This is a genomic window from Brevibacillus sp. B_LB10_24, assembly GCF_046036945.1.
In the GTDB taxonomy this organism is placed as follows: Bacteria; Bacillota; Bacilli; order Brevibacillales; family Brevibacillaceae; genus Brevibacillus_C.
Genome location: NZ_JBJQOQ010000026.1, coordinates 58,148 through 73,960, shown reverse-complemented (window position 1 = coordinate 73,960; position 15,813 = coordinate 58,148). Strand labels below are relative to the sequence as shown.

Annotated in this window: 19 protein-coding genes; 9 read left to right on the top strand and 10 right to left on the bottom strand. The window is 53.1% G+C overall.

The features are described 5' to 3' along the window. The first annotated feature begins 286 nt into the window (after nucleotides 1-286). On the top strand, nucleotides 287-550 hold the full coding sequence (locus tag ACI7RC_RS20350) for a hypothetical protein (protein WP_408110033.1): 264 nt from the start codon (nucleotides 287-289) through the stop codon (nucleotides 548-550). A gap of 46 nt (nucleotides 551-596) precedes the next feature. Here the strand turns inward: ACI7RC_RS20350 and ACI7RC_RS20345 are convergent, their stop codons facing one another. The 3 genes from ACI7RC_RS20345 to ACI7RC_RS20335 are packed head-to-tail and all read right to left on the bottom strand — an operon-like array spanning nucleotide 597 to nucleotide 3,760. Beyond that, nucleotides 597-1,376, bottom strand: a complete 780-nt coding sequence (locus tag ACI7RC_RS20345) for a fumarylacetoacetate hydrolase family protein (RefSeq protein WP_408110032.1) — start codon at nucleotides 1,374-1,376, stop codon at nucleotides 597-599. Nucleotides 1,377-1,403: 27 nt separating this feature from the next. Next, the gene (gene thiI / locus ACI7RC_RS20340) at nucleotides 1,404-2,603 is read right to left on the bottom strand and encodes a tRNA uracil 4-sulfurtransferase ThiI (protein ID WP_408110031.1); all 1,200 of its coding nucleotides are present in this window, start codon (nucleotides 2,601-2,603) and stop codon (nucleotides 1,404-1,406) included. 11 nt (nucleotides 2,604-2,614) lie between these two features. Then, nucleotides 2,615-3,760 carry a cysteine desulfurase family protein gene (locus tag ACI7RC_RS20335; RefSeq protein ID WP_408110030.1) on the bottom strand — a complete coding sequence of 382 codons (1,146 nt, stop codon included), beginning with the start codon at nucleotides 3,758-3,760 and terminating at the stop codon, nucleotides 2,615-2,617. A gap of 246 nt (nucleotides 3,761-4,006) precedes the next feature. On the opposite strand from ACI7RC_RS20335, the gene ACI7RC_RS20330 reads away from it, so the two are divergent. Beyond that, nucleotides 4,007-4,159: a hypothetical protein gene (locus ACI7RC_RS20330; RefSeq protein WP_408110029.1), complete on the top strand. Its 153-nt coding sequence runs from the start codon at nucleotides 4,007-4,009 to the stop codon at nucleotides 4,157-4,159. Between the two features lie 78 nt (nucleotides 4,160-4,237). Here the strand turns inward: ACI7RC_RS20330 and dapF are convergent, their stop codons facing one another. Next, nucleotides 4,238-5,098: a diaminopimelate epimerase gene (gene dapF, locus ACI7RC_RS20325; protein ID WP_408110028.1), complete on the bottom strand. Its 861-nt coding sequence runs from the start codon at nucleotides 5,096-5,098 to the stop codon at nucleotides 4,238-4,240. Nucleotides 5,099-5,225: 127 nt separating this feature from the next. Here dapF and ACI7RC_RS20320 point away from each other — a divergent pair, with 127 nt between their 5' ends. Further along, nucleotides 5,226-5,744: a DUF84 family protein gene (locus ACI7RC_RS20320; RefSeq protein ID WP_408110027.1), complete on the top strand. Its 519-nt coding sequence runs from the start codon at nucleotides 5,226-5,228 to the stop codon at nucleotides 5,742-5,744. Nucleotides 5,745-5,792: 48 nt separating this feature from the next. Here ACI7RC_RS20320 and ACI7RC_RS20315 read toward each other — a convergent pair whose 3' ends face one another. After that, nucleotides 5,793-6,476: a hypothetical protein gene (locus ACI7RC_RS20315; protein ID WP_408110026.1), complete on the bottom strand. Its 684-nt coding sequence runs from the start codon at nucleotides 6,474-6,476 to the stop codon at nucleotides 5,793-5,795. A gap of 39 nt (nucleotides 6,477-6,515) precedes the next feature. Beyond that, nucleotides 6,516-6,731 carry a DUF1540 domain-containing protein gene (locus ACI7RC_RS20310; RefSeq protein ID WP_408110025.1) on the bottom strand — a complete coding sequence of 72 codons (216 nt, stop codon included), beginning with the start codon at nucleotides 6,729-6,731 and terminating at the stop codon, nucleotides 6,516-6,518. Between the two features lie 93 nt (nucleotides 6,732-6,824). Here ACI7RC_RS20310 and ACI7RC_RS20305 point away from each other — a divergent pair, with 93 nt between their 5' ends. Continuing rightward, nucleotides 6,825-7,607 carry an SDR family NAD(P)-dependent oxidoreductase gene (locus tag ACI7RC_RS20305; protein ID WP_408110024.1) on the top strand — a complete coding sequence of 261 codons (783 nt, stop codon included), beginning with the start codon at nucleotides 6,825-6,827 and terminating at the stop codon, nucleotides 7,605-7,607. 11 nt (nucleotides 7,608-7,618) lie between these two features. On the opposite strand, the gene ACI7RC_RS20300 is transcribed toward ACI7RC_RS20305, so the two are convergent. After that, nucleotides 7,619-8,830 carry an MFS transporter gene (locus ACI7RC_RS20300; protein ID WP_408110023.1) on the bottom strand — a complete coding sequence of 404 codons (1,212 nt, stop codon included), beginning with the start codon at nucleotides 8,828-8,830 and terminating at the stop codon, nucleotides 7,619-7,621. A gap of 143 nt (nucleotides 8,831-8,973) precedes the next feature. Between ACI7RC_RS20300 and ACI7RC_RS20295 the strand changes: the two genes are divergently transcribed. Beyond that, the gene (locus ACI7RC_RS20295; protein WP_408110022.1) at nucleotides 8,974-9,657 is read left to right on the top strand and encodes an ArsR family transcriptional regulator; all 684 of its coding nucleotides are present in this window, start codon (nucleotides 8,974-8,976) and stop codon (nucleotides 9,655-9,657) included. Between the two features lie 4 nt (nucleotides 9,658-9,661). Then, nucleotides 9,662-10,960 carry an MFS transporter gene (locus ACI7RC_RS20290; RefSeq protein WP_408110021.1) on the top strand — a complete coding sequence of 433 codons (1,299 nt, stop codon included), beginning with the start codon at nucleotides 9,662-9,664 and terminating at the stop codon, nucleotides 10,958-10,960. A 74-nt stretch (nucleotides 10,961-11,034) separates the two neighbouring features. On the opposite strand, the gene codY is transcribed toward ACI7RC_RS20290, so the two are convergent. From codY to ACI7RC_RS20275, 3 genes are all read right to left on the bottom strand, one after another. Beyond that, entirely contained in the window at nucleotides 11,035-11,811 is a 777-nt protein-coding gene (gene codY, locus ACI7RC_RS20285) for a GTP-sensing pleiotropic transcriptional regulator CodY (protein WP_408110020.1), read from the bottom strand. 186 nt (nucleotides 11,812-11,997) lie between these two features. Beyond that, nucleotides 11,998-12,492, bottom strand: coding sequence for a sporulation membrane protein YtrI (locus ACI7RC_RS20280; RefSeq protein ID WP_408110019.1), 495 nt, complete (start codon nucleotides 12,490-12,492; stop codon nucleotides 11,998-12,000). Next, nucleotides 12,489-12,812, bottom strand: a complete 324-nt coding sequence (locus ACI7RC_RS20275; RefSeq protein WP_408110018.1) for a YtrH family sporulation protein — start codon at nucleotides 12,810-12,812, stop codon at nucleotides 12,489-12,491. The genes ACI7RC_RS20280 and ACI7RC_RS20275 overlap by 4 nt, the downstream gene beginning before the upstream one ends. Before the next feature lie 194 nt (nucleotides 12,813-13,006). On the opposite strand from ACI7RC_RS20275, the gene ACI7RC_RS20270 reads away from it, so the two are divergent. The 3 genes from ACI7RC_RS20270 (at nucleotide 13,007) to ACI7RC_RS20260 (ending at nucleotide 15,802) form a co-directional block, all read left to right on the top strand. After that, the gene (locus ACI7RC_RS20270) at nucleotides 13,007-14,293 is read left to right on the top strand and encodes an NCS2 family permease (protein ID WP_408110017.1); all 1,287 of its coding nucleotides are present in this window, start codon (nucleotides 13,007-13,009) and stop codon (nucleotides 14,291-14,293) included. Between the two features lie 106 nt (nucleotides 14,294-14,399). Continuing rightward, the gene (locus tag ACI7RC_RS20265; protein WP_408110016.1) at nucleotides 14,400-15,653 is read left to right on the top strand and encodes an MFS transporter; all 1,254 of its coding nucleotides are present in this window, start codon (nucleotides 14,400-14,402) and stop codon (nucleotides 15,651-15,653) included. Continuing rightward, the gene (locus ACI7RC_RS20260; protein WP_408110015.1) at nucleotides 15,650-15,802 is read left to right on the top strand and encodes a hypothetical protein; all 153 of its coding nucleotides are present in this window, start codon (nucleotides 15,650-15,652) and stop codon (nucleotides 15,800-15,802) included. The genes ACI7RC_RS20265 and ACI7RC_RS20260 overlap by 4 nt, the downstream gene beginning before the upstream one ends. Nucleotides 15,803-15,813 lie beyond the last annotated feature (11 nt).

Genomic DNA, 15,813 nt, shown 5'->3' with positions numbered 1-15,813 from the left:
CTTGTGATTACTCACTAAAACGCTTCGCTGTTCAGTTTTCAAAGAACATTCTAATTTGTATCGCCGGTATCAAGTGCCGACCTTTATAATACTATCACATCGAACTCAACTTTGCAAGAGTTATTTTTTGCTATCGTTTTTCGTTCGCAGCGACAATGATTAATATAGCAAATCAGTACACCGCAGGTCAACAGGAAAATTATCACAAATAAAACATTCTTGCCTGCAGATAAGTTTCGCATAAATACGCATACTAACATAACAAACTAAAGGCAGGTGAGTAGGAATGGGTAAACGGAAACACTTTAGCGAACTTCGCACAGTAGAATCCACGCGAAATGAGGTTGCCCGCGAAGAATTTCCCGAGGGCCCATACGGCGCCTCCACCAATGAAATCAGACTTGGCAAAGCAACTGGCTGGGAGGAAGGCCAGTACTCTTCCCCCACGCAGTTTGGCTACGAGAACCGCGAATTGCATGAAGACCTCAGCAGACAGTTTCCCGGCTCCCATCCGGCCAATGACCAGCCGGAGATGCCTGATGATTACTGAGGCCAGATCGCAAAACACCCTCTTACCGGCGGTAAGAGGGTGCCTCTCATTTACTTTCAGCCAGGACCCGGTTCGTCAATGTTCCAATTCCTTCAATCGTAACGGAGACCTCATCTCTCGGCTGCAGCGGTCCTACTCCTGCCGGAGTTCCAGTAAGCACCACGTCACCCGGTAGGAGCGTCATGACGGAGGTAATCGCCTCGAGCAATTGCGGGATCTTAAACACCATTTGGCTGGTACAGGAATCCTGGCGAACCTCCCCGTTTACTCTCGTCGTAATCCGCAAATTGTCGTAATCCAATTTAGACGCAATGGCCGGCCCCAATGGACAAAACGTGTCAAATCCTTTGGCCCTGCTCCACTGTCCATCGTGCGTTTGCAGATCTCTCGCGGTCACGTCATTGGCACAGGTAAAACCGAGGATATAGTCATCCGCTTCCTCTGCCTTGATTCGATAAGCCTGTTTTTTTATTACGACGGCCAATTCCCCTTCGTAATGCAGGTTGCTCGTCAATGCCGGGTACACAATGGCTTCCTCCGGACCGATCACTGCTGTAGACGGCTTGAGAAACATCAGCGGTTCCTCCGGCAGTTTCATCCCGACCTCTTCTGCGTGATCCTTGTAGTTGACTCCGATGCAGACCACCTTGCTGGGTGTGCACGGGGTCAGCACCTTCACCTCACTCAGCGGCAATTCCAGTCCGGTCATGACTGTCGATTTCCCGTCTCTTTTATAAATATCTCCTTCAATCACACGAAGCTTATTTTCTTCCGCTACAGTCCAACCGTGCTTGATCTTCCCGTTGCGTTCATAGCGAATGATCATGATTCTCCTCCCTGCACTGTCTTCAAGCTAAAACAAATCGGCAACGGCCCCGCGCGGCTGAGTGGTGATGACTTCCACAGCCGTCTGCTCTACGGCACGCGAGACAAGTGTCTCAATGTCAAGCTTCTCCTCGTATCGGCTGGCCGTCTCCGGACGCGGCCGGGTTACCGGATTTTTTGGCGTAAATATCGTACAGCAATCTTCATACGGTAAGATGGATAGTTCAAAGGTGTCAATTCGCTTGGCAACCTCGGTAATTTCCGTCTTGTCCGATGCTACCAGCGGCCGCAAGATCGGGATATTCACCACGCTGTTGATCGTGTTCATGCTCTCCAGCGTTTGCGAGGCGACTTGTCCCAGACTTTCCCCGGTGGCCAGGGCAAGCGCACCCGTTTTGGCTGCGATCCGCTCGGCGATTCTCATCATAAACCTGCGCATGATCGTGATCGTGTAGTCTTCCGGACAGTTTTCGCGAATCGATGTCTGTATCTCGGTAAACGGAACTACGTGCAGGTTAATCGAGCCGCCCCATTTGGTCAGCTTGTGGGCCAGGTCCCGCACCTTTTCCAGGGAGCGTTCGCTTGTAAACGGATAGCTGTAAAAGTGGATAGCCTCAAGGGTAACCCCCCGCTTCATCATCGACCAGCCGGCAACCGGGCTGTCGATGCCTCCTGACAGCAAGAGCAGCACTTTTCCGGCCGTACCTACCGGCAAACCGCCTGCTCCTGGCAGCGTCTCAGTGAAAAGGAACGTCCCTTCCGTGCGGATTTCGATGCTGATGGTTGCCTCTGGGTGATGCAGGTCAACCTTGATCCCGGGCACATTTTTCAGGATGTGTCCTCCCACCAAACGGCTCACTTCCATCGATTGAAGCGGAAAGCGCTTGTCGGCGCGCCTGGTCTCGACACGGAATGTGGCAGGCTTTGTGGACATGGAGGCGATCAGTTTCTCCGCTCCCTGTTTGATCGCCTCCTCGTCCGCTTCCACCTTAATCGTTGGACTGAGGGACGTAATGCCAAAAATGCGCTGCAACCGCCCAGTGATCTCACCGGTGCTCTCCCCGTTCAGTTCAACGTACATCCGTCCGTAATTGCGCCACACCCTGCAGCGGCGGAATTCTTTTAAAACCGATTTTACGCTGCGAAGCAGCGTCTCTTCAAACACCTCGCGGTTGCGCCCCTTCAGAGCCAACTCGCCGTAACGTATTAAAATAGCATCGTACTCCATACCTGTCTCCTTCACTTCTTCATCAAAGGTCGAATATAGTTGATACACTCCTTGAGTGCAAGCAAAAATTGCTCGATGTCCTGCGTCTGATTGTTTCGTCCAAGACTAACCCGTACGGCCGATACCGCCCGCTCATGCCCCATGCCTGCCGCGAGCAGAATGCGGCTGGGTTCGCCTGTTTTGGAGGAACATGCTGATTTGGTGGAGACGAGAAAGCCGCGTTCTTCCAGCGCGTGCAGCAAAACCTCCGCCTTTGCTCCCGGCACGGAGAAGTTCATGATGTGAGGGGCTGTGCCAGTTTTAGGCGTGTTGACGACGCAATCGGGGAGCTGCTCGATCCCCTGGCGTAGTCTCTGCAGCTGGTCGTACAGCCGCTTGGTTTCCTCATCTCGGTCTTCCTCAGCCAGACGGATCGCTTTGGCCATGCCGGCAATCCCCGGGATATTCTCCGTTCCGGAGCGAAGTCCCGCTTCCTGTCCGCCACCTGTCAAGAGCGGTTGAATCTGCAAGCCTTCCCGTTTTGCCAGCACGCCAATGCCGCGGGGGCCGTAAAATTTATGGGCGGACAAACTAAGCAGATCAATTCCCCATTCGTGCATGCGAATCGGAAGTTTGCCGAAGCTCTGCACGGCATCGACGTGAAAGACGATTTTGGGATGCTGCTTCAAGAGCTTTCCGATCTGATCGATGGGCTGGATGGTTCCCAGTTCGTTGTTTACGTGCATCACGGACACGAGGATCGTATCAGGCCGAATCGCCCGTACAAGCTCGTCCGGCGAAACCCGGCCGTCTTCGTCGACGGGCAAGTACGTCACGGAAAAGCCAAATTCCTCTAATTGTTTGCAAACATCGTAGACACAGGGATGTTCTACCTGTGTCGTAATGATGTGTTTCCCGCGTTGTTGAAACTGAAAGGCAACTCCCTTTAATGCGGTATTATTGCTTTCTGTCCCTCCGGAAGTAAAAAATACTTCAGACGGTTTCACCTCCAGGGCCTGGGCCACAACCTGCCTGGCCTGCTTCAAGACGTTTTCCGCTTCGATCCCCATGGAGTGAAGCGACGAGGGGTTGCCGTAATAGTTGTCCATCGCCCGCTTTACCGCTTCGATCACCTGCGGATGCGGCTGGGTTGTTGCGCTGTTGTCAAGGTAAATCACAAAAGACACCCTTCCTGCTAAACCTTCTTCTCCATTCAATTATCGTTCATCACGAAACAGATTCCAAGGTTTTTTCCTGCTTCTCTGCTATTTTACCCAAGGCGCACGGGCCGCAGTCCGGCGGGGCTGCTGCCGGGAAAATCATCCGTCATTTTTCCATAATCTTCTCCTTTACTTTGCCAAAGTGACTTGTTAGAATTATCTTTACATTTAGTTTGGTTCCAACATCAAGGAGGAGAGACATCGATGACGGGAAGTACAGCCATACAAGAAAAAATAAAGAAAATGGAAGACGAACTGAAGCGGCTGCAGCGGGAGCTGGATCGCATGAAACGCTCATCCGACCAGTTTGAGCCGACGGATGTACAAACGTACCTGACGGAGGTTTACAACGGATAGATGGCGGGCAGATTTCAGGCTCCTTACGAATAAGTGGTTGTTTGCGCATATCTAAGGCAAACAACCACTTTTTTGCATTTATTTCTGCGGAATTTCCTCCAAGTATACCCCAGTAAAAACCTCTGCTGCCGGTCCGGTCATATAGACGTGGTTGTCGCTTTCCCGCCATTCGATCTGCAGACTGCCCCCCGGCAAATGCACGGTTACATCTCGATTTGTCCGGTCGCTCAAGATAGCCGCGACGGCAGCCGCACATGCTCCCGTACCGCACGCGAGGGTGATGCCCGAACCCCGCTCCCAGACTTTGAACAAGATCTCCTGGCGGTTTTTGATCTGAATAAACTCCACATTGGTCCGTTCGGGAAACCATTCATGGGCTTCCAGCAGCGGTCCGTACGTCAAAACGTCCTGCTCGTCCAAATGATCGACCATCAACACAGCGTGCGGGTTGCCCATGGATACGGCAGTCATGTAAAACGTGCGGTCCGCCACCGTAACGGGATATTGAATCACCTGTTCGTCCGCAGGACCCGTCATGGGGATCTGGCTTCTGGTCAACCGGGGTTCCCCCATATCGATGACGACCTGCTCGACCAATCCGCTTGGGCCAAGTTCGACGACAGGTGTGACAATGCCGCCCAGGGTCTCAATCGTAAACTGAACGCGGTCAGTCAGGCCGTGGTCATACACGTATTTGCTGACGCAGCGAAGTCCGTTGCCGCAGGTTCTCCCTTCGCTTCCGTCGATGTTGAAGATCCGCATGCGAAAATCAGCCTTGTCCGAAGGCAGGATCAGGATCATTCCGTCTCCGCCGACGCCAAAGTGGCGGTCGCTGATCCGCCGTGCGAGTCCGGGAAGATCGACCTGCGAGAGATCTTCCTCAAAGCCGTTTATATAAACATAGTCATTGCCGAGACCATGCATTTTGGTAAACTTCATCAACCTGGCCCTCCCCATCTTTTTCCCTCATCTTATCACACGAAAAGGGGAATCGTGAATGGAAGGAAATTTGCTCTTTTGTGGTATACTTTAGTTCGATCAGATCGATTCCAGGAGGAGGACATCCATGAAACTCGCACTAGGTACGACAAATCAAGCGAAACGCGCAGCCGTGGTGCTTGCCACGGGAATGGAACCTGTTTGCCATGCTGTGCCTTCAGGAGTGTCTGATCAACCGCTGTCGGAAGCGGAGACCATCCAAGGGGCGATTAACCGGGCGAAGGCCGTAGCCTCGGCAGTGCCCGAAGCAGATATCGGACTGGGCCTGGAGGGCGGACTCACCTATGATGCGCAGTATACTCAGCAGTGGTACTTGCTGTCTGTCTGCGCCGCTTGGGACGGGCAGCAGCTATTTCTCGGAAAAGGACTGCATTTTCCCATCCCGCGGAAAATCGGCGAGCGGATAAAAGCGGAGTCGCTTGAACTGAGCCAGATCATCGACGAACTGGGCGGCACATCCGGCAGAAACCATCGCGACGGGGCATACGGCCTGTTTACCAATGGACGGATTACGCGGGCCGGTGTCTTCAGTGAAGCGGTGATCGCCGCTTTAACCCCTTTTCGCTCAGAACTGTACAGGCAGTAAAGAAACAAAAAAACTCCAAGGATCATCCTTGGAGCATGACGTACATATTTAGTGAGCCCGGTAGTACGGGTAAATGAGCACCGCGCCCAGAATGGCCAGAGCACCGATTACCATTGCCCACGTGCCTGTTGTACGAGCATTGCGGCGAAAAGCCAGATACCCAACAATGATGCCGGCAGGAGCCAGCAAATAGGGGAGCAAAAACAAGGAGAGTATGGACAGGCCGATTCCAACCATACCCATCGTGCTTCCTGCAGAATCTGTCTCTGTATCTCCGCCATCCGCTGAGCGAAGATCGTCCCGTTCCTCATTCCTAGGAGCATTGATCGGACCTACCGTTGGGGTAAACTCCGAACCCATTTCGTACTTGGTTTCTTTTTCTTTGGCAGTATCATCCGTCTGATCCATCGCTACCGGTACGCCAAGCAAAGATGTTGGCGCCTGGTAAGCGGGATGGGTGGCGACTTCAGCACTCTGGTCGACCGGTGTATCCGGCTCGTCCGCTTGGTCGTTTGCCTGCTGTTTGCCGGTGCAAGCCTGATTTCCGCTCGGCCTTGCAGCCTCCGGATTCAAGACAGCCCCCATCCAGCTGTCAGCGGCAAACTCCGTGTCGAAGTCGCTGCCGCGGTCTGCGTTGTTGACCGTTTGGCCATTGATGCTGCCATTGGCGGTGGTTTGATTTGCTACTTCCTTTTGGCTGGTCTTTTCGCGATCGTTTTGATCAAACGCCACGTTGCTCATCCCCTTCACAAAGGATTGGTAAGGAAGCAGCTAAGCCTGTTTCGGTTTAAAGGTATGACAACAGGTCTGGGCGCTGCTGTTGGCAGCATCCTGATGCCGGGAGTCGTACTCAAATTCACCGGCAAACTCTGTTTTCAAATCCTTCTTCGAATGCTTGTCAATCTCCACCATAATCAGGTCGGCGATACAGTTGTTGTCTTCGCCCCAGTAGGAGCAGTTAGACACGCTGCATTTTACAATCGGCAAAGTAATTCACCCCCCTAGGGGGTATCCTGCACTATGTCAAGAACGCTTATACACCGCGGAGCAAGAACCAAAAATGGAAATGAGGGACGAGGGATGGACGCAAAACGGCGCATTGTGGTAATAACCGGCGGCTCAGGCGGATTGGGGTTGGCGCTTGCCCGGCTGCATCTGAAGGATGGCGACCACGTCGTCATTACCGGCCGCGATCCTGATAAGCTGCTTGCTGCCGGCCAAGCCCTGAACTGTCCGTCGCACCTCGATACATACCCGCTGCAGATCGACGACAACGGAGCTGTCCGGCGCTTTGCCGCCTGGGTGCAAATCCGTTTTGGCGGATGCGACATCCTGTACAACAACGCCGGTTCAACCGTGTTCAAACCGTTTTTGGAGATGAGTCTGGAGGAGATTAATGAAACGATCCGCGGGAATGTTGACGGATTGATCTACATGACCCGCGCGTTTTTGCCGATGATGGTGGCAAAGGGCCGGGGACGCTTGGTCAACGTCGCCTCCCTCGCCGGCAGTGTCGCGACAGCCAAAGCTTCTGTTTACGCCGCTAGCAAGGCAGCCGTGATCCGCTTTAGTGAAGGACTGCGTCACGAATTGTCGGGGACCGGCGTCAGCGTCACCTGCGTCATGCCCGGACCGATCGACACTCCGTTTCTCGATGCGGCCGATCCCTCAGGCGGCTACCGTTCCCGCGTTCGCCGGTATCTGCTCTCGCCTGAACGGACGGCACTTTTGATCAAGCGCGCTGCGAAGGCCAAAAAGCCGGAAATCGCCATGCCGTTTCGCCTGTACGTAATGTCGGTCGCCTATCAATTGATGCCCGCGGGAGTAAGGCGCCTGTTCGCTCCGCTGCTCAACCGGAAGTGACAATGCGGGCCTTAAGCCGCCGAGCTCACTTTGGTCTTTTTAGGTTTGACCGCCGTCAGCCAGGTTATTCCCGAGCCGACTGCCCACAGCGCCAACATCCAGGCGACAGCCGCACTGCCAAACTGTTCAGAAGTGTAGCCTACCACCAGACAGCTTGCTGAATATGTGCCCATCGTCAGCATTTCTCTGGCAGAAAACAGGCGGGCCAGGTAATCCGGGCTTGCCAATTGCTGCATGCGGGTCACAGTAATGATAACGGCACTAAAGGAAGCCAATGCCAACAGGAAGGAACTGAACACCATCAGCGGGAACGGCTTCAGCTGAAACAATCCCAAAATGGCAACCCCTTCTATGACAAGAGCGACGCCCAGCAGCTTGTCAACAGCTTCTCTGCCAAGCCTCCCCGCCCAGCGGCCGACGATAATGCCCGCGAGTACGCCGCCGATCCCAAGCGGAATATCCATTAAGCCAAACACAGCCAAAGACTCATTGCGTTCCTGCAACAGGTAATACATCAATAAAATGTAATACGCCCCCGCTGCCCTTTCCGCCATTTGCAGCCACAGCACTCGGCGGATCTCCCCGTGTTTAAAAATGTAGCGAAATCCTTCGCGCAGCCGTTTCCCCAGCGATACTTCTTCTTGTCGGCTCCGGCCGGTCAATTTTGGCAGCCTGATCAACAGCAGCAGAGAAAAGAAGTAACAGCCGGCATCGATCAAAAAGTTCATGCGGTAAGAAAACAGGGTGACAAGTACGGCGGCAAGTCCTTGACCCACGATAATCAGAAAGGAGCTTGTACCCTGCAGGAGCGAGTTGGCCGCCAGACGCTGCTCCATCTTGACGGATTCCACGATTACCACTTGCATCGCCGGTTGGAAGAATGCGGAGCAGACATTGACCAAAATCAATATCAAAAAGGCCATCCACAGATAATGGGGATCCGTAATCCAAAAATACAGACTTACCAGAATTCCGCGGAAAAGATTTGCCGTGATCATGACGCTGCGTTTATCCCACTTCTCTACCAGCGCCCCGCTGATCATGCTGGTCAGGACGTACGGCACCATCCGGAAGACCGTCCCCATGGCAAAAGAGAGTCCGCTCCCGCTCAAATCCTGCAGAAGTCCAATCACAGCGATGAAGGTAAACTCGTTGCCGAGCAGATGGATGATATGAGCCGCATACAGCCGGCGGAATGTCGCATGTTTCAATAATGAAACCATAAAAAAATTCCTTCCGATAAAATGTAGCTTCATTTTAGCACTGGAACGGCAAAGATACTAGTTGCGAAACAAGGGGATCAAATGTTACAATACGTTCAAATTAATTTTAACGTTTTGATTTTATAAATAAGGGGCTGAATGTAGTGAAGCGCTATTTTATCATCGAATCTTCTGAACAACTGCGGACAGTTAGCGACCCCCTCCGTTTGCACTTGCTGCATTTATTAATGAAGGAGGAGTATACGGGGAAGCAGCTAGCCGACATCATCGGCGTTTCCGCTTCCAAAATTCATTACCATCTCAAAGAATTGGAACAACAGGGTTTTATCGAAATCGTTCGTACAGAAGAAAAGAACGGCATCATGCAAAAGTTTTATCGTTCGGTCGCTTTCGATTACAAAATAAGCGATGAACTGCTGCCCTCGCTGCGTGAAAATACGTCAATCATCCAGGAAAACATGGCTAATTCCCTAAAAATGGCCGTTAAGCGGGTTTACGATGCTCCAGAAGATTCATTCCGTTGGTTCGCCGACGAAAAAGAGCGGCCGCCTGTCTTCTTGCGGAATTTTGAGATCAAAGCGCCCCGATCCGAGATCAAAGCATGGCTGGAAAAGTACGAAGAACTCATAGAAGAACTCGATCAGTTAGAACAAAGATATTTGCTTCGGGCAAAAGAAGCGGGTCTGCCGGACGAACAGGAAATTTTCTACATGGTTCAAGCCGGGTTTATGACCAACGAGCAATACTTTGTTGCGGAAAACACTTCTCTGCCCAAAGGATTCGAAGAAGACAATCACATCTTCATCGTCAAAAAGAAAGGGGAATAAGAGAATGGCCCGCTCGAAGACGGATCTGGCAATTTGGCGCGACAGCGGCTTTCGCTGCCTTTGGATCGGCACGATTTTATCCGCTTTGGGCGATTCCTCTCTATTCATCATCCTCGCCTGGTTCGTGATTGACGTCACCGGTTCGGAAGGGGCGCTTGGAACTGCCCTATTGTGCATGTCGCTGCCGCGGCTGGTGTTTATGCTCCTAGGCGGGGCCGTCGCCGACCGGATTGAACGCAAGATCATTCTGGTCTCCTCGGTGCTCGCCCGCTCCATGATCCTGTCCGGATTCAGCCTGTTCTTGTGGCTCAAGACCGATGTGCCGCCCCCCTTCCTGATATACGGCATGGCTTGTATGTTCGGAATTGTAGATGCTTTTTTCTGGCCGGCCCGCAGCTCCATCACCCCGCTGATCGTCGACAAAAAACAGTTGGCAGCAGCGAACAGCATGCTGGAAGGCTCGCAGCAAGCGAGCATGATCATCGGCCCCTTATTCGCTTCTTTGCTTCTGCACCTTTCTACTTACGCTCTGATGTTTCTTGCCGTCGCCACGGCCTTTTTCGTGAGCCTGCTGTTCTTGACGCGGCTTCGGCCAGTCACAAACCATGCGGCACATGACAGCAAATCCCCTATCCGGCGAGATGTCATCGAAGGAATTCGCTACGTGTCACATATTCGGATCATCCTGATTATTTTTATGATCTCAACCTTGATCAACCTCATGTTTTCTGGACCGCTTAATATTGGACTGCCCAGCTTGATTAAACGGCTGGGGTGGGAAGGGAGCACTTACGGCTATCTGGAAGGGGCTGTCGGAGCGGGAGCGATCGCTGGCGCTGCCGTCGTCTGGCTGGCAAAAGGGCTGCGGGGCCGTTTCCGGCTCATCTCCCTTTTTCTGGGGCTGATGGGAATAGCCGTCGCCGCGCTGGGGATGATGAAATCAGTAGGATTCGGCTTGACGATGATGTTCATTACGGGCATGACGATCAGTTTGGTCGACCTGCCAATCATCACTTACATCCAGACCATCACTGCTCCGCGTATGCTGGGCAGGGTCATGTCCCTGCTCTCGATGTCTTCTCTTGGACTCACGCCAGTCGGTTATGTAACGGCAGCCTTCCTCTTGCAGCACGGTCTTGTCACATCCCGCGGCATGCTGCTGTTGGGCGGCGCGATCATGGGAATCTTCGGACTTGCCACCATCCTGCTTCCCAGCTTTCGCCGTATGGAGGAACACCCGAAGTGGCAGCAGGCTGGGCATGGCGGTGCTGCAAACGCGAAGGAAAAGGAATTGGCCCAATAGAAACGGACAAAGCCGGCTCCGCGACAGCGAAGACCGGCTTGCCACCATCCTTTGCGTGCCGGGGTACGACACGTTTAAGATGTCTTCCACTTCTCCAATTCCGAGTGAAACTTGTCGTTCAGGACCTTGATGTAGGTTCCTTTCATCCCCAGCGAACGGGATTCCAGCACACCTGCAGATGCCAGCTTGCGCAGGGCGTTGACGATGACCGAACGGGTCAAGCCCGCCTGATCCGCCAATTGGCTGGCGACGAGCAAGCCTTCCTTGGCATCCAGCTGCTCCATGATCTTCTCGATTGCGATCTGCTCGCTGTAGGACAGGGACGACAGAGCAATTTTGGCAAAGGTTTTTTCCCGCACTTCGGTCTCAATCTCCTCTGTGCGCTGGCGAACGATTTTCATCCCGATCACAGTAGCGCCAATTTCGGCCAGGATCAGATCGTCCGTTTCAAACTGGCCCACCGGGCGAAGCAGGACAAGTGTGCCCAATCTGCTTCCGCCGGCATTAATCGGCACGATCGTCGTCCGCATCAGCGGAAAGAGCGACTTCCACTCCGTTGACACCATGCTGTAGGGGCTGTCGATGTCTTCATTCGCCAGCGACTGGCCTACCTCCAACAGCTTGACGTTGTAATCTTTCGGCAATGGACTGGTAAAGCGGCCTTCTTCCGACAATCCGATCTCGTGGGATAAACCGCTGCCCAGAATCATGCCGTCAGCAGTGATGATGTAGACGTTGGCTGACATCACATCGGAAAACAGCTTGGCCATATCCTGGTAACTTACGCCGCTTCCTCCCATTGTCTTTTGCAACATAGAATTCACTTTTCTTGTTTTCTCTAACAAACTCACCTGAAAATTCCTCCTAATAGGGTTTTATGCTCTTTAGTATTGTCAGAAAAATGCGCCTTCATACATCGCTATTAAAAAATTTCTATTCACGCTCCAGCATTTTTGCTCCATGAAAAAGAAGCACAGATTGGTCCCTCTGTACTTCCCGCCTTCCGTTTATATAGAAAAACAGACCAAGCCGCCAAGCTAAGGATTTTCCATCTTTACCCGAACCGTCACGAAGAACTGAAGGATGCGGGAGATAATCACGGACCTCAGCTTTACCTCTACTACTTTTCCGTCGATGACGTACTCCCGCCGCTCCAGCAATTCGTGCAGGATGACGTGCATGTCGGAGAATTGCTCCACCTTTTTGCCTTTGAGGGGAGCTAGGTCGTTTTTCAATTTGCGGATGACCGCCGCTTCCGTAAACGCGTTCGGCTTGGGTTCTTCCACTGTCACTTCAATCTCCTCAATCACAAGCTCCCGTTTTTTCCGCTCGGCCTTATTGGTATTTCGCAAAATTTCGATATCCTGCAGCAGCTGATCGTTATGCAGGCTGAGCAGTTCATTGGCCTTCATCAGATTTTCCAGCCTCTCCGCATACAAAAATTGAAACAGACTGGCCCCTGCGATCGCGCCGAAAAGGAACAGGACAAAATACCTCAACAGCCCTCGGACGCGTTTTTTCACAGTCGTCATGGGCGTTCAGGCACCAGGGCGTGAATCGATACCGTACCGCAATGCGCCCCGAGAAAGGCGGCAAAAATCAAGAGCAGCTGCTTGGCAACCGGAGAAAAATTGCCAAAGAAGATCTTTTCGATCTGATAAAACGAGTCGAACGTCCCGCCTAAAGCCCCGACCAGCCCCCAAATCTTCAGCTGGGTAGCCAGTTCGTGCATCGTCAGCAGGGAAGGCTTGTTGATTAAAAAAGCGCCAATGCCGCCCGTGAGCGTTCCGCCGACGACAATGCCGTAGGCGACGAAAAACGTCATGATGAACTGGATGATAAACTGTCCCATTCTCCCACCCCCAACAGTAGGCGTTTGCTTATCCCTACGCAACTCGTCCGAAAAATATGATGGCGGTTTATAAAACGTGCCGGTAATACCAACACTATACTCATGGAAATCGCTCGTGATCTGTGCTATATTGTTGTATTGGTGAATTCTGCAATTCACGGGCGGGAGAGGGGCTTTTATAAGAAGGATAAGATATGCAAAGATACTTGGGACGGCTGTTCGCACTGCGAAGCCATGGAACCACGGTTAAGACAGAAATCCTTGCTGGATTGACCTCGTACTTGACCGTCGTTTACGTGATTGCCGTAAACGCAGCGATTCTGTTTGACGCTGGAATCCCCTACTCAGCCGGCATGCTGGCGACGATCCTGAGCGGATGCATCGGCTGCCTGCTGATGGGTTTATGGGCGAATTCGCCGATCGTGGTCTTTCCTGGAATGGGTGTCAACGCACTGTTCACCTACACGATTGTCCATTCGTTGGGACTATCCTGGCAGGAGGCCCTGGCGGCGGTCTTCGTCTCCGGTTTGATTTTCACGATCACTGCCTTTACCCGCTATGCTGCTGTGCTGGCACAGGCAATACCGCAGTCCTTGAAAGAGGGGATTACCGTCGGGATCGGATTGTTCCTGACATTCATCGGCCTGCAAAAAGGCGGCTTGGTCGTTCCGTCGGAAACGACGTTCGTCGCGATCGGCCACCTGGACAGTCCGCTGGCATTGACCACGATTCTGACGCTGCTTTTGACTGTGCTTTTGTTCGCACGGAATGTGACGGGAACCTTTTTGATTGCGATGGGGGCGGGAACGCTCCTGGCTGCGTTGTTTGGACTCGTTGATTTTAGCGGGCTGAGCTGGGCCGGCGTTTCCTTTGCCGAGTATGCTTCGGTGTTCGGGCATCTGTCATTTGACCGCATCACTGCCCTGCCGTTTTGGATCGCAACTTTTTCTTTGACGATGGTCGTGTTGTTTGAAAACATGGGTCTGTTGTACGGACTCCTGCCAAAGGAAAAATTTCAACGCTCCTATCAGGCTAACGCGATATCGGTAATAACTGCCGGACTTTTGGGCACCAGCCCGACCATCTCATCGGCAGAGAGCGCGTCCGGAGTGGCCGCTGGCGGCAAGACAGGCTTGACGGCTTTGACTGCCGGCATCCTGATCCTCGGGTCCGTCTTGTTTATTCCGGTGATGAAGGTCATCCCGGACAGCGCCATCGCCCCGGTACTGATCGTGGTCGGCGGCCTGATGCTGCAAAGCGTGAAAAACATTCCATTTGCGGACTTCTCGGAAGGGTTTCCGGCCTTTCTGATCATCGCTTTGATACCCTTGACCTACAGCATCGTAGACGGCATTGCTTTCGGCTTTATTGCATACCCGTTGATCAAACTGGCGCTGGGACGGACGAAAGAGCTCTCCCTGCCGCTTTGTCTGATCTCCGGACTGTTTTTGCTCGGACTTGTTTTGGGAAGCAGAATATAACAGAAGAAAGAAGCGATTGGCGTATTGCCAATCGCTTCTTTTTGCGAGACGAATATTTACCGCTGTCTTTCTCCCATACTAAACAGGAATGAACGGGAGGGGAGGTGTGGCCCTGCAAGCCTTAACAAAGACCTTGCTGAAAAATCGCCCCTATGTTTTCCTGCTGATCGGAGTTTTCATCGTTCACGTCGCAACGTACCTGATCTCTCCCATCTTTCCCGTCTTTTTGAAAAAGGTCCATTCCTTGTCTCTGACAGAAGTGGGGACCGTGCTGGGAATTGGAAGCTTCGCCTTCCAGGCGGCGAGTCTGGCAGGCGGGGTACTGGCTGACCGCTACGGAAGGCGTGCCGTGATGACGACAGGCGCTGCCTTGCAAGGAGCAGCCATGCTGGGCTACAGTTTCAGCCAGCCCTATCTGGCGTTTCTGGCGTTCTCGCTGCTCAACGGGATTGGTCTGGGATTTTACGCTCCGGCACTCAAGGCGATGATCGCCAATGTCGTAGCGGAGAAATACCGCACCACCGCTTTTTCGGGACGGGCTATCTCCGCCAACCTGGGGATTATTATCGCCGGCCTGGTGGTGACTTTGTTTGCGCTGACGACCAATCGCCGGTTGTTCCTCTGCGCTGCCGGGCTGTTCTGGCTGGTGGCGCTGCTCGCCAGATTCACTTTGCCGCGCGACCGCTGCACCGGGGATGACTGCCGGCCGCTGCCCCTGTCTGAGTATACGCGGATTTTGCGGCATCGCAGTTTTTTGCTCTTTTCCGCCGTATCCCTGCTGATCTGGGCGCTGTATGCCCAGTTTGCCTTCGTTCTTCCGCTGCGGGGGGAACACGTCCTTGGCACAGCCGCCACGATCGGTCTGATCTACACCATAAACTCCACGGTTGTCGTCCTGTTTCAAGGGCTGGTTTTGCGGCTTGTACTCAACCGGATAAACCCTTATATCTCCTTGGTAGTCGGCACGCTGCTGATCGGGACGGGACTGTTTTTGCTGGGCTTTGCCCGCAGCTTTCCGATGCTGAGCGCCTCCGCCGTCATCTTTATTTTTGGGGAAATGATGTTTTTGCCGGTACTGGACAGCTTGATCGGATACTTTTCGGAGACACAATGGCTCAGCGTATACTTTGCGATCGGAAATTTCATTTCCGGGATCGGCAGCGCCTTGGGCACCTCGATTGGCGGCTACCTCATCCAAAAGTTAGGCGGCGTGGGCAGCAGTACCCCCTGGATCGTTTACGGAATCGTTACGGTTTGCTTCGCCTCGCTGGTCGGCCTGTTTGCTTTGTACGCCAAACCGCGCCACCGGCAGGGCCGGCCTGAACAACTCATCTTTCGCCGAAGGGAGAAACTCCGATGAACTATCGACCTTATGAAGAAGACGACTTTGAATCCCGCTCCGTGCCGCTCGCTTCCCTGCTTTATCGCATGGAAGACAAGCAGGCGGCCAGATGGCATGAGGAACTGCAAAGACAGGATGACGATTATCGCTTCCTGTACTGGGAATAACGCGGAGGGCG

Coding starts and splice junctions, on each gene's coding strand:
- ACI7RC_RS20350 (WP_408110033.1), top strand. CDS start 287: ATGGGTAAACGGAAACACTTTAGCGAACTTCGCACAGTAGAATCCACG.
- ACI7RC_RS20345 (WP_408110032.1), bottom strand. CDS start 1,376: ATGATCATTCGCTATGAACGCAACGGGAAGATCAAGCACGGTTGGACT.
- thiI (WP_408110031.1), bottom strand. CDS start 2,603: ATGGAGTACGATGCTATTTTAATACGTTACGGCGAGTTGGCTCTGAAG.
- ACI7RC_RS20330 (WP_408110029.1), top strand. CDS start 4,007: ATGACGGGAAGTACAGCCATACAAGAAAAAATAAAGAAAATGGAAGAC.
- dapF (WP_408110028.1), bottom strand. CDS start 5,098: ATGAAGTTTACCAAAATGCATGGTCTCGGCAATGACTATGTTTATATA.
- ACI7RC_RS20320 (WP_408110027.1), top strand. CDS start 5,226: ATGAAACTCGCACTAGGTACGACAAATCAAGCGAAACGCGCAGCCGTG.
- ACI7RC_RS20305 (WP_408110024.1), top strand. CDS start 6,825: ATGGACGCAAAACGGCGCATTGTGGTAATAACCGGCGGCTCAGGCGGA.
- ACI7RC_RS20300 (WP_408110023.1), bottom strand. CDS start 8,830: ATGGTTTCATTATTGAAACATGCGACATTCCGCCGGCTGTATGCGGCT.
- ACI7RC_RS20290 (WP_408110021.1), top strand. CDS start 9,662: ATGGCCCGCTCGAAGACGGATCTGGCAATTTGGCGCGACAGCGGCTTT.
- ACI7RC_RS20280 (WP_408110019.1), bottom strand. CDS start 12,492: ATGACGACTGTGAAAAAACGCGTCCGAGGGCTGTTGAGGTATTTTGTC.
- ACI7RC_RS20275 (WP_408110018.1), bottom strand. CDS start 12,812: ATGGGACAGTTTATCATCCAGTTCATCATGACGTTTTTCGTCGCCTAC.
- ACI7RC_RS20270 (WP_408110017.1), top strand. CDS start 13,007: ATGCAAAGATACTTGGGACGGCTGTTCGCACTGCGAAGCCATGGAACC.
- ACI7RC_RS20260 (WP_408110015.1), top strand. CDS start 15,650: ATGAACTATCGACCTTATGAAGAAGACGACTTTGAATCCCGCTCCGTG.